10 protein-coding genes are annotated in these 15,746 nt (G+C 53.4%); 2 read left to right on the top strand and 8 right to left on the bottom strand.

The window, feature by feature from the left end; translation table 11 throughout:
- Positions 1–16: 16 nt before the first annotated feature.
- The 4 genes from B4B27_RS03095 to B4B27_RS03110 all read right to left on the bottom strand — a co-directional run bounded on the left by B4B27_RS03095 (position 17) and on the right by B4B27_RS03110 (position 4,405).
- Positions 17–1,222, bottom strand: a complete 1,206-nt coding sequence (locus B4B27_RS03095) for a DUF4912 domain-containing protein (protein ID WP_290723530.1) — start codon at positions 1,220–1,222, stop codon at positions 17–19.
- A 21-nt stretch (positions 1,223–1,243) separates the two neighbouring features.
- A complete protein-coding gene (locus tag B4B27_RS03100) occupies positions 1,244–2,485 on the bottom strand; it encodes a hypothetical protein (RefSeq protein WP_173364813.1) in 1,242 nt (413 codons plus the stop codon).
- The gene (locus B4B27_RS03105; RefSeq protein ID WP_290723533.1) at positions 2,482–3,894 is read right to left on the bottom strand and encodes a hypothetical protein; all 1,413 of its coding nucleotides are present in this window, start codon (positions 3,892–3,894) and stop codon (positions 2,482–2,484) included. Before B4B27_RS03105 ends, B4B27_RS03100 begins: the two co-directional genes overlap by 4 nt.
- Positions 3,895–4,180: 286 nt before the next feature.
- Positions 4,181–4,405 carry a hypothetical protein gene (locus B4B27_RS03110; RefSeq protein WP_290723535.1) on the bottom strand — a complete coding sequence of 75 codons (225 nt, stop codon included), beginning with the start codon at positions 4,403–4,405 and terminating at the stop codon, positions 4,181–4,183.
- 103 nt (positions 4,406–4,508) lie between these two features.
- Between B4B27_RS03110 and B4B27_RS03115 the strand changes: the two genes are divergently transcribed.
- Positions 4,509–5,075 carry a hypothetical protein gene (locus tag B4B27_RS03115; protein ID WP_290723537.1) on the top strand — a complete coding sequence of 189 codons (567 nt, stop codon included), beginning with the start codon at positions 4,509–4,511 and terminating at the stop codon, positions 5,073–5,075.
- Positions 5,076–5,141: 66 nt separating this feature from the next.
- Positions 5,142–6,482, top strand: coding sequence for a threonine synthase (thrC, locus tag B4B27_RS03120; protein ID WP_290723539.1), 1,341 nt, complete (start codon positions 5,142–5,144; stop codon positions 6,480–6,482).
- Positions 6,483–6,568: 86 nt separating this feature from the next.
- On the opposite strand, the gene B4B27_RS03125 is transcribed toward thrC, so the two are convergent.
- The 4 genes from B4B27_RS03125 to B4B27_RS03140 all read right to left on the bottom strand — a co-directional run bounded on the left by B4B27_RS03125 (position 6,569) and on the right by B4B27_RS03140 (position 15,654).
- Positions 6,569–6,934: a hypothetical protein gene (locus B4B27_RS03125; protein WP_290723541.1), complete on the bottom strand. Its 366-nt coding sequence runs from the start codon at positions 6,932–6,934 to the stop codon at positions 6,569–6,571.
- The gene (locus tag B4B27_RS03130; protein ID WP_290723543.1) at positions 6,927–8,327 is read right to left on the bottom strand and encodes an FISUMP domain-containing protein; all 1,401 of its coding nucleotides are present in this window, start codon (positions 8,325–8,327) and stop codon (positions 6,927–6,929) included. Before B4B27_RS03130 ends, B4B27_RS03125 begins: the two co-directional genes overlap by 8 nt.
- Positions 8,328–8,706: 379 nt before the next feature.
- Positions 8,707–12,894 carry a hypothetical protein gene (locus B4B27_RS03135; protein ID WP_290723545.1) on the bottom strand — a complete coding sequence of 1,396 codons (4,188 nt, stop codon included), beginning with the start codon at positions 12,892–12,894 and terminating at the stop codon, positions 8,707–8,709.
- Between the two features lie 24 nt (positions 12,895–12,918).
- The gene (locus tag B4B27_RS03140; protein WP_290723547.1) at positions 12,919–15,654 is read right to left on the bottom strand and encodes a hypothetical protein; all 2,736 of its coding nucleotides are present in this window, start codon (positions 15,652–15,654) and stop codon (positions 12,919–12,921) included.
- Between the last annotated feature and the right edge of the window lie 92 nt (positions 15,655–15,746).

Below are 15,746 nucleotides of genomic sequence, written 5' to 3' on the forward strand. Positions count from 1 at the left end.
AATCGAGCAGGCTCGCCTACTCGGTGCGCTTGACCACGATGGGGACAATCGTTGTCGGGAAGTCGCCATCCTTGTCGGTCGCGAACACCGGGATGATCTTCGTGGAATCGGGCAGATCCTCTTCGAAACTGAAAGTGCCGTCCGGGTTCAGCGGGAAGGGTTCTCCGCGCACCTGCAAATGGGCATCGGGACGCGTTCCGCCGTAAACGATAAGGCGAGTTTTCACCCACAGGAAAAAGTCCTTGCCATAATTCACGGAATCCTTCGGGAGTTCGAGCTTGTTGCTCTTGAGCGCCGCACTCGAAAGCGCACCCGAGGAAATGGAGCCCGAGGAACTCGAAAGGCCGCCAGCCATCTGTTCGAGCCAGGTTTTCGCGGACATGCTCGAAAGCCCCGAGCTGCCGAAACCGCCCATGGCGGCACCGCCGAGGGACGCCTTTACGAACACGTCATCCACATTCACTTCGGAGCCTTCCGGAGAATAGGCCTGTACGGGTACGGATTCCACGAGCGGCATGAAGTTCTTGCCGTCGGCGAAACCGAGTACGGCGACCGTGGATGCGGAAGCCTTGTTTTCCACATACCAGCTGCGGGCGTCGGCGGGGACTTCCACGTCGCGGAACTTGCGCTTCTTGGCGCGCTTCACGGTGAGGTCGCCAGCGACATCGAACAGGCGGAGCACAAGCTTGCCCTTGCCCTTCTTCGCGCGCTTGATACGGTCTTCGGAGACTTCCCAGAAGGCCTGCATCCAGTTCGGATCCTTCTGCATGAGCACGAGGTATTCCGGATCAAAATTCTGGGCCATGCTCGCCGTCTTGGTGACAGGCTTCGCGGCAGCCTTCGCAGCAGGAATCTTCACGGCAGGCTTTACAGCAACCTTGGCCGGCTTCTTGGCGGTCGACTTCAGTACGACATCGGTCTGCTCGGACGCCTTCGGGGCGGACTTGGCAGAAGCCTTCGCAACAGGCTTCACCACTGCGCTTGCAATGGTCTTTGCGGCAGTCTTCACAATGGACTTTGCCGTCTTTTTCGGAGCCGTAGCCTTCGCGGCCTTATCGGCTGTCTTTGCCGCCGGCTTCTTAGCCGAGACCGTTTCGGCAGCCTTGCTTGCCACCTTCTTCACAGCCGACTTGATTGTCGCGGTCGTCTTCTTCACGGCCTTCTCGACCGTCGTCTTCGACGCTTTAGCCTTAACTGTAGCACTTGTCTTTTTCGTAGCCATTACAGCCTCCTTCAATAAAACTTACCTGCGCGTCTGTCCCCAGGACCCGATTCCCATCAAGCCGAGGCGAATCGCCATGAACGTCTCTTCCCAGTTGGCCTTGGAATCAGAGAAGCGCTTGCCGCCCTGCAAAGCAAGGTCGATGGTCGTCCCCTTCTTTCCGAGAGGGAATGCAGCGCCAATAGAACCGCCCATCTCGAACACGTCCTTGATGTACCAGTTCTTGTACCAGGCGCCCGCACGATAAGAAATCCTGTCCCAGTAGGGGTCGTAGTAAAGTCCGCTTCCGTCGCGCTGGTAACCGACGGACACGACAAAATCGCTCTGCGTTTCCGTATAGGAGGGCATGTCGTAGCTGTGTCCGATATTTTCAATGTCGGCATCCCACGAGCGCCACTGCAAGTCCGCCATCACGTTATGCCGCCTGGCCAGGCGGTAATTGATACCCGTCGCAAACATTGCAGGGACATCGATGGTACGGTCGATCCTGTTCGGCACTAGCGTGTCAAGTTCCGAGAAGCGGAAATCAAAGTCGAGCTTGTTCAGGAGCGTATGCCCCGTAGTATAGGAGAAGTAGAATGACGCCACGCGGCCCCTGTACATCACGGAACCCGTGTAGTAGGCAGGATGGTTCTCTATTTCCCAAGAACCTTCCACGTAGTCCGTGAGCAAGGAGTTATTGGTCGCCCATGCGTCATCCTCGGAAACATCGCTGTTGTCGGGGCCAAGCGTAAGGCTCCTCATGTTGCTGCCCAGGACGATGTGGACCGAGAAGCCCAGCGAAACACCACGGAAGAACGGGAGCCTCACCGCATAGCTCGGGATAATCTCGTAGACGCTACCCTGGTATTCAATCTTGGCATCGGCATTGCTTACGGAATCCTTCACGTCCTCGAGAAGCGACGTCGAATAGCTCTGCCAGAGCGAGAGTCCCAAAGCACCGAAGTCCCCCATCGGGAAGGAGAGGTTGAACGAGGGAAGAGAAAGCGTCTCGGTGAAATAGCTCTTGCCGTGGCTCTCGGCAGAATACAGATCCATCAAGAAGTTCAGGTTGAACACGACCTTCGTATCGAAGGCGATTCGTGCAGGGTTCGTCACGACAAAGCCTTCGGCCTCGCCCGTCTTGGCACCGCCCGCAAAGCCACGACCCGCGGCCCCCGCAGACCCGCTAGCAATCTGCTCCTCGCCCAGAGCATCGACGCCAATCATCGAGGCAGAGGCAAGAGCCGCAAAAAAGAGGATCAATCCAAAAAGCTTTTTCATTCTTCACCCCGCTTGGTTGCAAGCCAGAGCTTCAGGGTCGCCGGCTGGTTCATCATCGATGTAAAGTCGTAACGGTTGTAATCGAAAACGCCGAGGAACACGAAGCTCGTATCCCCTTCCGCCGTCTCGTAGTTCATGTAGGTCGAATCCTTCGCCTGCAACACGGGGAAGCCAAGGCGGAGCATCATCTTGAAATTGTCCCCGTTTCGCGCCTGGTTGATGAAGCTGCGCATGCCCAGAGTGACCTGCAGCGAAAGGGAATCCCCATCAAAGAAAACCATGTTCGGATGTCCGGATTCGACAACCTGCGGGCGGTTCAGCTTGTAGTTTTCCATCTTGCGCAATTCGGTGCCCATGCTGTCGATGAACGAGCCAACAACAACCTGCACGGGCAGTCCCAGTTCGCTCTCGCTCCCGGAATCGTCCCGGGCAAAGGTGAACTGAGCAAGGACCACGGCCTGGCGCACGTCGAAGCCATCGCCTTCCGCAAACGGGAAGTCGTCGCCATAAAATTCTGCCAGGGCTTCCATAATTTCCTTGGACGGGAACTCCACGACCAGAGAATCGAAAGCACCGCCATGAAGCACCAGGCAATCGCCACAATCTTCGTTATAGGTAAGCACGTTCGCCATTCTAAAGGGCGAAGCAGCCTTATCCTTATATTCTTCATCCAAGAAAGTCCTCATGCGGAATATGGTCGCAAAGGAAGCATTGCTCGATCCGTAAAAACGGTACATGTGTTTCGCGTTCGGTGCAGAGAGACGAATCTGCATACGGCAGGCAGGGCCCGCCTTCTTGATATCTTCCATGATGGCGAGGGGCAAAACGAACGTCACCACAGAATCCTTTGCCCCCACGGAAATTTCATAAGTCGTGTCGGCAGAATTGTCCGCCTCCCATTCCTCAAGTTCCGCGTGCCATGTAGAATCGGCAATCTTCGCAATGCTGTCGTTGAAATCCTTGGATTTTCCGCGTTCCACCTTCCAACTGACGTTCATCTCGAGCGTTTCCTCATAAGGCAAGGAATCGCTGGGGAACTCGTCCGCGGTATAGAATGGGTTGAACACGTAAAGGGCAACGAAGGAGATTGCAGAATCAGCATTGTCAAGCTCGGCAAAGAAGGCAGAATCGCGGAAAGCGATATCGAGCACCAAGTCGCGCGAAATTCCGGCCTGCGCCCCCAAGAGGGCGCGATCCGAAGCAGAAAACACCTTGCGCCCTTCATACGTCTTTGCAGACACGGGCAAAAGTCCGTCTACCGTAAGCGTCTGGACCCTGTAGCTATCCGGCAGGCCCTGGTCTTTAAGCCAGCCGCTGAGGGCGTTGTTGTCGGAATCAAACAGGCACGCCGACAGCGTTAACGCCAAAATCGTCAAAAAAGACAATAAAACAACTTTTTTCTTCTTCACTCGGTACTCCGTATCGAATTGAACACTTTTTTCGGGCATAAATATAGAAAAAGAGCCCTGTTTTCGCCCAATTTTCCCATCCAAAAGACCGTCATATCGCAATAAGCCGTCCATAGACATAAAGTCAACGGGAAAAAACAGCACTACGTGTACGCCGTTCAAAAAAAAACATATATTTTGAATAAAGTAGGAGGATTTTCATGAAGTTCAGATTACGACTAGGCAAGTTTTTACTATCCGTAACGGCCGTTTTTTGGGCAAGTTGCTCCGACAACGCCCAACCCCTTTACGGCACTATTGGCACCGACGATTCCGCCCCGGAATCGAGCGAGTCCCTCAAACCGCCTTCTTCGGCCTCTATTGAAGAGACATCCAGCAGTTCCGAAGCGACATCGAGCGAATCTCCCGAATCGTCTTCCTCGACTCCGGCAGACAACCTCTCCAGCAGCAGCGCCGAGCAATACAGGCTCGCCAGCGATTCGAGCGTCACCTGCACCTCAGAGCAAATCATCTACAGTGAATGTGTGTACTTAAGCACAAAAAGTGATAGGTCCAGAACCTGTCCTTCTCTACAAGCTGACCTAGAGAACAACACGACTCGTTCTATCGAGGAATTGGCTAAAATAGAAGACGACCTGGAAAATTGCTCCGACTTCTATGCGGAACCCGTTTACGGGGTTCCTGCATGCATGAACCAAATGAGAGTCCGCTTTGAATACAAGTGTTCCGACGGCAAGACCTATACAAATTTAAGGGCGAAGGATGGGCTAATTTATACAGAAGCCGCATATGACAGTTTGTTCAACAGCAGTTCCAGTTTCACTAGCAGCTCCAGCGAGGCTTCCAGCAGTTCCGCAGCCCCGTCCCCGCTTTGCCAAAAGGCGGATTTCGTAGAAAAAAACGAAGTTTCCAACAACTGTATAAATGAAAAACTGGACAGTCTCGCTGCAGCCGGCGAAAACGTCACCGACAGCGTACGCACATGCGTCAATCGTTCGTTCCCGTATGACGAGGGCGAATACGCAAGGACCCAGATTTGTGACGGCGACACGACCGTAAACCCGCGCTACCAGGCAAAACTGGACTCCATCCGCGAAGAAGTCGGCAAGGCAATCAAGGACTGTAAAACACCCGATGTTCCGGCCGATAGCACAAAAGCACCCGCAGACAGTCTTCTCTAGCAACAAACAACTGGCAACTAGTTGCCACAATTGCTATATTTGCGCTCGTAAAATCAAGAGGACATTATGGCCCAATTTAACGCGCATTTTAGGAACATCAACGGGGACGATACTTACCCGCTGACCGACGTCATTTACCGCAGCAAGGTGGACGGAAGCCTGCTCGAAGTCGAACATGACCGTGCAGCACTTGCCGAGAAGAGCCCCGACGAATGGAAGAAGCTCTTTGCCGAACGCCGCATGAGCTTTGAACCGGCCGACATGAGCGGCATCTGGAGCAAGCGCGAAATGGTGCTCCCCGACATGCCCCTCGAAGACATCGTCACGATGCGCGAAGGCTGGAGCCCGCTCTTTGACGCGGCCCCGCTGGCCAAGGAAATGGGCATCAAGAGCCTGAAGGTGAAGCTCTGTGGCAACTCCCACACGGGCAGCTTCAAGGACCTCGGCATGACGGTCCTCGTGAGCCAGGTGAACCACATCATCAAGAAGGGTATTCACGAAATAGACGCCGTGGCCTGCGCCTCTACCGGCGACACCTCCGCAGCCTTGAGCGCCTACTGCGCGAAGGCCGGCATTCCGAGCATCGTGTTCCTCCCCGCCGGGAAGACCAGCGTCGCCCAGCTGATTCAGCCGATTTCTAACGGCAGCATCGTGCTCGCCCTTGACACCGACTTTGACGGTTGCATGAAGATTGTGCAGCAGGTGACCGCCGACAACCGCATTTACCTCGCGAACTCCATGAACAGCCTCCGCGTGGAAGGCCAGAAGACGATTTCTCCTGAAATCTGCCAGGAAATGGGCTGGAAGGTGCCCGACACCGTGATTATCCCGGGCGGAAACCTCGGCAACGTGAGCGCCCTCGCGAAGGGTTTCGAAGACTGCAAGGCCATGGGCCTCATCGACCGCATCCCGCGCATTATCGTCGCCCAGGCCGAGAACGCGAACCCGTTCTTCCAGGCCTACGAACGCGGCTTCGACAAGCTCGTCCCGATGCAGGCGAAGAAGACGCTTGCAAGCGCCATCCAGATCGGTAACCCGGTCAGCTACCCGAAGGCCGTGCGCGCTATCCAGAAGACGAACGGCATGGTCGTAAGCGTTACCGAAGAAGAACTTGCAAATGCAGCCCACCGCGGTGACCGCATCGGTCTATACTGCTGCCCGCACACGGGTGTGGCCCTCGGCGCTCTCGAAAAGCTCGTGGCCGCGGGCAAGATTGACAAGGAAGAGAACGTGGTCGTCATCAGCACGGCACACGGCCTCAAGTTCACCGAATTCAAGGTCGGCTACCACGAAAAGAAGCTCGAGAACATCTGCTCCAAGTTCGCGAACCCCGTGTTCAAGGCTCCGGCAGACCTCGGCGCCGTCATGGACATCCTCAAAAAAGAGATGGCTGAACGCCGTCGCTAGCGATTGTCATCCCCGCGCAGGCGGGGATCTTTTTAATGAATAGAAAAGGCCCCGCTTTTGCGGAGCTTTTTTTTCGCCAGTCATTTTCAGTCTGGGATATCTTTTACGCAACGGACAGCGGAAGCTGTTTTTTTACTCCGTTCTCCAATCAAGTTATCATCCGTTCTAGAATCGCTTAGAGGTTGGAATGCGTCTCGATAAGCATCCATGCCGTTCACTTCCTGAGCAAACCATATGTTTGACGGATACCCACCATTTCCCAAAAAGTATTCTATTTCCAAGGCCATCAGTTGCAAATAGGCATAATTCAAATTTTCAGCCCTCCATATCTGGCGCCCCATTTTTATCGTTTTGTATGTTTGCCCATCACGTTCTTCATGTAGATTGACAATTTCACAATTATCTATTCCATCGATCCTGCATGGAACGATCTCAATCGACGAACTACTCATTACTAAATGATATCGAATCCGATAAACGTTTAACGCACCTAACAGAGTGGAACTCCTGCTTTTTCACACTCATTACCATATTCTCTTCTGTATACATTAACAAATTACGGTCAATAGGATTATAAGCATCTCGATATCCATAAGCATAGTCATCTTCGTCCGCTAGCCAAAAACTAGACCAACACATAAATTTTCCATCGTGTTGATGAACCTGTTCTTCATTGAATTCGTCCTCATGTTCAATTCGCCAAGGCATTAATACACGATGATCCGCTTCAGATGGAATTCGCCACCCCTCCGGGCACACGCCCCGAACATTTTCAACAAATGGGCACCTATACCAGTCTTTTATCGTTGAAAAAAAACCACATCCTTTTGTTTCGTTCGTAAAGGCGGCTGCACTGTCCATAGCAGCAGACCATAAATACATCCTTCCATATTTTTCGCAATTTTCGCTAACATTTCCAAAGCACCTACTGGAGGAATCAAGTGTAGCCGTTGGCTCTACATAAGCATATTTGAGATTTTCTACCATCCAGGACAAGTTTCCTATCGTTACTATTTTATAAGTACGACCATCACGTTCATCCGTCATCTCTCCATATAGGATCTCAAGAAAAGAACTTGAAGAACTTTCATTCGACGAAGAACTGCTTTGAACACTAGAAGACGAGGGCAAATCCAGATTCTGTTCCGCATTTAGTCCTTTAACACAGCGTACGTAAAACGATCTCGTTTTTAGCGAAGAACCCGTGCCAGAAAGATCACCAGAGATATACACACTACGGGCCCATGAAACATCTCCTTCTGTGGATGTCCAAAAACACGTTGGTATAACAAAAGGGAGTGTTCCTGGAACAAATGTATCCGAATGCTCTCTTGGCAAATGCCACCCCTCAGGACATATTCCACGCACTGGATACTCAGGAGAGCAAGTCAAACCATTGCCACAGCCTAAACCATTTGTTGAAAAAAAGCCCGCACTATCCATTGCCGTGCTCCATAAATACAACCGGCCATACCTTGCACAACTATCGGCGGAATTATCCTTGCAAGAACTATTCGCTATTTCATAATTGAGGTTTTCTGCCATCCATGTTTGGCTCCCCAATTTGACAGTCCTGTAGACATGCCCATCACGCTTATCCGTCATAAAGCATTCATTTGCGACACAAAACATTTCGCTTGTTGTATCATCTAGAACATCGGAAGAACTCGAACTAACCAAATTCTCACTAGACGAAGATTCCGCAGCATCAGAAAAACTTGACAAGAGGCTATTTACAGAAGATTTCCCAGGATACTCAAGAGGCTCCGTCGTTCCTTCTTCGCCACAAGCAAGGAGACACAGCACAATGCCAGCAGCCAAGATGATTTTTGGTGTATACCGCATAATTCGTGCCTCACATTTTTCTTACTAATCAAAGAATCGAATGGAAAGAAGGCGGATACCACCATATTCTTCCAACTTCACTCGCTTATATATAATAGAAACCTTTCGTCCGTTAAGGGAAGCAGACATAGCCATGGACCCAGCCAGAGTCAACGAAAGAGGTCCCGCATTATACTCATCTTCTATCAAGAAGAATTTTGTACTTTGACTTTCTATTGTTGTGTCGTCAGGATTTGGATATGTAGGGAGCGATAGTTAACAAAATGCCACTCTGTCCTATGTCGTTCAGTCTTCAATAGGACTGAAGGGGTCGACCATGCATAGCCAACCAATAGCAAAAAAGCTAATAAAAGAGCCTTTCGCATGGTCAACCATCGGGCTATTTCTTTTTCTTGCGGCGCACGCCCCACTTGTCCTTGATTTCTTCTTCGATCCTCTTCTTCTCGTAGCGCACGACCATCTTGAACTGAACGGTGTAAACACCCGTTCCTACGAAGCGTCCGCGGTGATCCTTGAAGTTCCAGTTCACGAAGATCTTCTGGTCAGACTCAAGGCAGTTTCCGCCGAATTTCGGGCTGTTGCACGGCACTATGATAGTCGTGTCGTTCACGTACTGTCCCAGATGATCGTAGTAGTTCACGACGAAGGTAATGAACACCTTTTCCGGGTCGAGAGAATCGAGGACGGACGGGTCCACAGTACCGTCGGCAGATATCTGCGCGCGGTCAAGCAACTGCGGCACAAACCTCTCGCCTAGCTGCACCAGCTGGCCCAGCGCACCCTCCTTCTCCAAGTCCTCCTTGGTCGTGGAACCCGGCATGTAGCGCAGGGTAACGGAACTGAGCGTCTGCAACACTTCGTCTTCGCCATCGAAGGTTCCCATGTTGGTCGCTTCCACGAGGTGGTTCAGGAGGCCTGCAATCACGACCGGGCTCGGATCCTCACCCGCGACGTTGCCGAAGTTGTCCTGGATAACGCTCTTTGCGCCCTTCACGACCATGAGCGAATCGCCCGGGAGAATCGTCGAGACGCTACCGTCGATGATAACCTTCGCGCTCAGGCCGTCCGGAGACCAGTCGATACCCTTCGGCATGATGTCGATTGTATCCTTGCCGTGGATGTAGCTGAAGAAGTCGTTGCCCTTCAAGTCCTTGTACTTGATAACCTCGGAGAAGTAGACAATCAGCGTGTCCGCCTTCTTGCCGTAGCTGAGCGTCACGGCAGAAACGACCGGCGACATCTTGTCGACAATAGGTGCGGCCTCTTCGCTAACGAAAGTCTGGCCCAGCACGTCGTAATAGCTGTACACCGTCGCCGGCGGGAGCGATTCGCTGATATCCGTCACGCCCTTCGCAATCTGAGTCGTCGAATGGACCTTCCAGACCACGCGGCTAGAATCCTTTCCGTCGAAGCTCAAGTCGGCAGGCTGGGCCTGCAGCTGGATCATCATTCCACGCTGGCTGTACCACGGGAATGTCATGTAGAGCATGGAGAGTTCCTTCGCGGTCAGAGGCTCATCAAAATTCGTGACAATCTGGTCGAGGACACCATCGCCATCCGTATCCCAGTATTCCGCATTGGCCACAGAAGGCAGGCGGTCCACAACAGATACCGGCACCTCGCGGTCAAACTCGTCGGAAGTAATATATTTCAGGTTCGAGAGTTGAACATTGGGATGCAGGGACACGCTGTCGCGCATGTCGCCCTTGAGGCCCATCTTTTCGCCCACGAGAATCACCATGTTCCTAGTCGGCATGTAGATGTTGGTAATCTGGTCCAGGTTGAAACCGTAGCGTTCGGCTTCCTGCTTGAGCATCAACAACTGTTCCGGAGACGAGACATCCTTCGGGATGAGGTCGATGTTGAATTCCACGAACAGAGAATCGCGGCCTCTCTCGTTCCTGATGGCAAACGCATTCTTGATGACCTGGCTACCGACCTCGACAAGGTTGGCGTCGCGGACGTAGGTCGTCCCATCGTTTTCATCGGCATACGTGATAATTGCACGCGCGTTGTCCGGGAACTTTTCGGGGAAGACGTCTTCCAGGTCGGACACATCCAGCAAAATGCGGTCTCGGCCTGCATTCAGCTGCGGCAAATTCTTGGTCTTGAGCGTATCGCCGTTCACATAGAGCATCACCGAGGCCACCTTCAAATCGGAGCGCACGGAATCCTTCAGGACGATTTCCACATAGTCAAGCGCCTTGTTTCCGTCGGAGTCCTTGATATAGCCAAGTTCCGAATCAGGGATCGGGTCGTAGAAGTTGATGTTGTCTATAATCACCGTCGTATTCTTCACGGGATCGTAGACGATGATGGAACCGCCATCGACAACCTTGTCCGCAGTCACCCAAATCGTAACGGAACCGTCGGCATTGACGTGGATGGTATCGCTCGCATTCGGATTTTTGGGGTCAATCAAGGTCAGGCCCGAATTGGTCGCGAACACGAGACTATCCAGATCCGTTCCAAAATACTCCGCGATCTTTGCGGAATCGAGCGTAAGGGCAACCACCTGGCCTACGCGAGCGGAATCGAGATTCGAATTCACATGGAGATCGAGAGAAATGCTCGAGGGGTTATTCTCTTCCATGTAGTAGTTTTCGCCTATCTTGATCAGGCCCGTTCCGCTTGCAGAATCCACAGGAATGAGGACGACCACTTCCGAAACGATGGAGTCACCCTTCTCGAACTTGTCATCGGACGGATAGAAGTCGATGCCTCCGCTGCTGGAGAGGTCGAAATCCTCGAAGCCGACATATACCCTAGAGGAACTGGAGCCGAAATCGATATCCTCGGAACCGGCCTTGTTGCTCGAGGAGCTGACCGTCGAGGAACCGTCCGAACTTCCCGGATTTTCACCAGCAGACGAGCCGGGGTTGTTGCCACTGCTGCTGCCCGGATTTTCGCCCGTAGAGGAACCGGGGTTGTTACCGCTGGAACTGCCCGGATTCTCGCCGGTAGAAGAGCCGGGATTGTTACCGCTGCTGCTACCCGGATTCTCGCCGGTAGACGAGCCGGGGTTGTTGCCACTGCTGCTGCCCGGATTCTCGCCGGTAGAAGAGCCGGGGTTGTTGCCGCTGCTGCTACCCGGATTCTCGCCCGTAGAGGAACCGGGATTGTTGCCCGAAGAACTGGACTTCGCGCTGCTGCTCGACTTGCCCGAACTGGAGCTCTTGCCGGAGCTGCTCGATTTCGCGCTGCTGGAAGATTCTTCGTAAGTAATACGCGAAGAACTGAAACCGACGCTGCTGCTCGAGAGATCCTCGTCCTCGCCCGTATTTGCACCGGTACGCACGACACCTGCACCCGAAAGCGGAGCCAGGTCATCGAGGAAGTTGTCTATCCACTGCAAGTGAACGAGCACGTTGTCGTTGATGTACTTGTTCGGGTTCGCCGCATAGTCCACGAACACGAGGTGACCCGTATTGCTAGCGACAAACAGGTGACCCATGCCATCGACCGTACCCTGGTCCAGACGCCAGCCAACATACGTTCCGTTGTCCTTGGTTCTCGGCAAGGTAAGGTGCGTAGAATCTTCTTCGAAGAAATAATCGCGCAAATCAATAAAAGCGACAACTTTTGCCGTCATTTTGTTGTTCTTTACTTCGGGCTTAATCTGTACAATGCGGGCACCACCGAACACGAAAATTGTCTCGGAATACGGGTCGTACGTACCGCCGTGCGCCCCTTCCAGAGAGTCTATCAAGATTTTCGTTTTTAGCTTCGTAATGACGGAATCGTCCACCTCGCCACCGATAGAATCCTTGTTCGATCTGGTCACCTTGGTCCAAACCGTATCGGTAACGTAGCCGAAATAGGCGCCAGCCCTCTTTTTCGCCTTGGATTCAGGAGAGCAAGGCGTTCCCGTGACGCTAGTTTCACAGCCACCCCCAAAGTAGTCGGAATACGTGAAGAACGCATTGCCGTCCTTGTCCCATATAAGTGTCGCCAGTTTATCTTTTTTCAGGCGGTCCGAGGGGTCGGGCTCCAGCACCACCTTGTAGCCCTTGTCCGCAAAATTTTTCTTTTCGGGGTGATCCTTGTCTATCTTGGTCGAGAACCTGAAGAGGTAGCCGGGGATACCTGCCGCCCAGAGCCAATCCTGGTTCGGGTCCATCATCAAATGCCAGAAACCGTCCGTGCTGCCAAACGGGGTCGCAGTCTTCACAACGCACTTACCGCCTTCCTTCTTTGCAGTCTTGCTCACCTTGTGAATGTTTCTGCCCTGTGCCGCAACGAGGAGGTCTCCGTCCGGGTGATGCACGATACCATCAGCACCGACCATGCCGTCAGACGCATTCGAGGTACAGAGAGTCTCCTTATTGAGAAGCTGCAGGTAACCCGCGCCATCGTAATAGTAGCTCAGGTTCTTCACACGGTCGCTCTGGCTATACTTCGTATAATACAGGGTCGCCTTAGTGGAGGCGTGAGGAACAATATCGCCGACCTGCTGAATCCAGATACCGGTCGCCGGGTTTTCCGGCGCCGCAATGGTCCCTCCCGCAGCAAGGGCAGTCCCCGCAGCAGCGACACACATCAAGAACAATTTTGCCAACGTTTTCATAGCGTCAACCTCCGAAAAATTCTACTACCTGGAACGAATCTTGCGAGACCCGGTGATGCCCCAGTTGTAGAACCTTTCCACCTTGAAATTTTCCTTGGCACCGTAGACGCGAACCTTGAAGTGCGCGACATAGGCACCGACCGCCACACGCCTACCGTTGTCGGCAAGCATGTTCCAGCGCAAATACAGCTGATGGGGATTCTCGAAGCAGTTGCCATCGAACAAATCCTTGTCGTCGCAGCGAATCTTCTGCGAGGCACCTGCGACATACGTCCCCAAATTCGTGTAGACGTGGAGTTCCCATTCGAGCCCGACCTTCGAGAGGTCCATCTCGCGGGAATCCTTTTCCATAATCGTAGAGAAGCTCACATCCATCAGCACGCCCAAGTTCTTCTTCGCCTCCTCGGAGGAAAGGTTGTCGGCGACATCGAAAGTAATGGCGTCCTGCGCCGACTCGTCAATATCTTCCCTCGAAGCAAAGGCGTAGTTCTGCATGATAACGCGCGGGTCGCCCTCGACCATTTCGGCAGGAGCAAGTCCCGAAGCACCGTTCCCATCCTTGTCGACAAAGCTCGCGCACTGCGTATCGAGTTTCACGGAATCGGCCGGGTTCATGCGTTCCACAAGCCGCGTGCCGCTTTCCATGCGGATTTCGGCAGACTTGCCGTCGGCAGCCCATTCGACCGCAGAGAACGGAATCGACTTCCACTCGCCATCCACGTAGAACTGGAAGGCGTTCTCGAATTCGAGCGTGCTCACGTTTTTGTAGTCAATTGCTTCGGAGAACTCTATCTTGAACACGTCGGAGGCCATCTTCTGGTAGGACTCCGGCATGAGGAACGTGCCCGAGATGACAGGCGCCATGCGGTCATTCATCGCGACTTCCTTCGTCACCTCCGAATCCTTCCCGTCCTTGGTCTCGGTGTAAGTGTAGGTGACGTAGCCATAGCGTTCGCCCTGCGCTGCGTAGCTCCTGTCGTCGACAGCGGTGAGCTTCTCCTTGATGGGATACTCGTCCTTCTTCAGGTTCAGGGCAAAGCCGACAACAGTGCCGTCGGCAGAAAGGGTCAGCATGTCGGGATCGGGTTCAATTTCCAGGACATTACCGTTGGTATCGAGCCAGTAGTAGCGGAAGGTCATTTCTTCGAGTTCCTTGCGAGTCAGCGCGTCATCGAACACGACCGAAGCGCTGTCCATACGTCCGTCGCCATCGCGGTCGAAGAAGGCGTTCTTCTCGTTGTCCGCATACCTGCGCCCGGATTTGCCGACGATTGCCGGATTGTTCTTGCCCGTCTCGTTGCCGTCCGCCGCCTTCACGAGGCCGTCGGGGCAGTCCTTCTTGCAGATAGTCGCAATCTGGATGGAATCGCCATACCGCACCAAGCCCTTATCGACGACGAACACCCAGCTCCTGCCGTCCTTCTCTATCGCCTCGAGGTAGACCGGAGCATCGTTCAAGAGGTAGCCCTTCCCTTTCGTCCAGTTCGTATCGACAGCCTTGTTGTAGAAGAGTTCGAGCGTGTCGGTCGAAGCATCCTTGTCGCCCGGAATGAGGTTCGCTGTCTGAATAACCGGGCCAATACGGTCGACGAGCGCCTTCTGCGCATCGCCCTTCGCGCCCGTATTCACCGAAGATATCTCGACCTTGAGCGAGCCCTCGCCCACATCCGCCGGGATACCCGTACTCACGTTGGTCAACTGCAGAACTCCGTTCTTCTTGGACCAATCCGACTCGCCCGTATGCTCCTTGAACTTGCCGCCGTCGGGCCAGTTATGGAAGAACGCCTCCATCTTCACGGAATCGAGGCGACCGGTGAAATACGCACCGATGCTGTCGCCCTTTCCGTCACCGTTCGTGTCGTAGATGAACGCGCTGTCGAGGATGGGCATGTCGGGATTCACGAACTGCAGGTCTCCCGGGAAAGTCTCGGTGACGATGAAGCCCGTGTCTCCTTCCGCTATCTCGTACTTGAAGGAACTGATGGTGAACGTGGGCCCATCGGTCACCGCCTTCGTCGCGCGGATGATGAACTCGGCGCGCCCCTTGTAGAAGTCGATCTGGTAGCCGAAAACCGTCTTCTGGAGTTCTATGCCGCTCACGCTGTAGTAGCGCAGGTTCTCACCCGCCGCAAGCGACTGGATGTAAAAAGATTTTTCGTTCACGGCAGTATCGGTCTTTGCGGAATCGGGGCCTATCGGGATATAGGCGCGCACGTAAATTTTGACCTCGTCACCCACCTCGAGCTGAATCTTGGTTTCACTGTCCACAGGATGGTCGCATTCCTCGTCTAGGCAATACTGAATGCCCGGCACGTAGAAGTTGTAGACTCGGGCAACATTGAAATCCGCATCCGGCCTGAGCGCCGTTCCGACAGCCACGTTGTAGACAGGGAATTTCGCTTCGGCCACTACACGTACAATCCCGCTTGCACCGGAATTGACTTTTTCCATGTGGGTCACCTGCGGCATCCCTTCCGAAACGAGCTTTACGGCTACGGAATCGGAAGACGCCTTCGGGGCATAGATGTAGAAATCCGTATTCGGGAGCGCGTTTGCCGAAACGGGATCCTCTTTTTCGGGCACGACAAACAGGCCGAGAGCCTTCGTGATTTTCGTCTGCAACAGCTGGTAGGCGCAGCGCGGGTCCGGGGCGTCGCCCTCGTAGTCGATGCAGTCGATCGATTCCTGCGCCAAAAGCCCTGCAGGGAGCAACAGCAACCACAGGAAAAGGAGCGGAAAATGTCGATTCAGGAACTGCATAAAAACCTCAAAAACACGGCCTATACACCAAGTACGACCATTACATTATAAAATGTATCTTTTTTTTTGGAAAATAGAGGCTCGTTTCTATT

The sequence above is a fragment of the Fibrobacter sp. UBA2449 genome (genome assembly GCF_002342555.1).
Lineage (GTDB): Bacteria > Fibrobacterota > Fibrobacteria > Fibrobacterales > Fibrobacteraceae > Fibrobacter.

Excerpts from the sequence above, each read along its gene's own strand:
- B4B27_RS03095 (WP_290723530.1), bottom strand. The coding sequence starts at position 1,222 with ATGGCTACGAAAAAGACAAGTGCTACAGTTAAGGCTAAAGCGTCGAAG.
- B4B27_RS03100 (WP_173364813.1), bottom strand. The coding sequence starts at position 2,485 with ATGAAAAAGCTTTTTGGATTGATCCTCTTTTTTGCGGCTCTTGCCTCT.
- B4B27_RS03110 (WP_290723535.1), bottom strand. The coding sequence starts at position 4,405 with ATGATTTGCTCTGAGGTGCAGGTGACGCTCGAATCGCTGGCGAGCCTG.
- thrC (WP_290723539.1), top strand. The coding sequence starts at position 5,142 with ATGGCCCAATTTAACGCGCATTTTAGGAACATCAACGGGGACGATACT.
- B4B27_RS03125 (WP_290723541.1), bottom strand. The coding sequence starts at position 6,934 with ATGAGTAGTTCGTCGATTGAGATCGTTCCATGCAGGATCGATGGAATA.
- B4B27_RS03130 (WP_290723543.1), bottom strand. The coding sequence starts at position 8,327 with ATGCGGTATACACCAAAAATCATCTTGGCTGCTGGCATTGTGCTGTGT.
- B4B27_RS03135 (WP_290723545.1), bottom strand. The coding sequence starts at position 12,894 with ATGAAAACGTTGGCAAAATTGTTCTTGATGTGTGTCGCTGCTGCGGGG.
- B4B27_RS03140 (WP_290723547.1), bottom strand. The coding sequence starts at position 15,654 with ATGCAGTTCCTGAATCGACATTTTCCGCTCCTTTTCCTGTGGTTGCTG.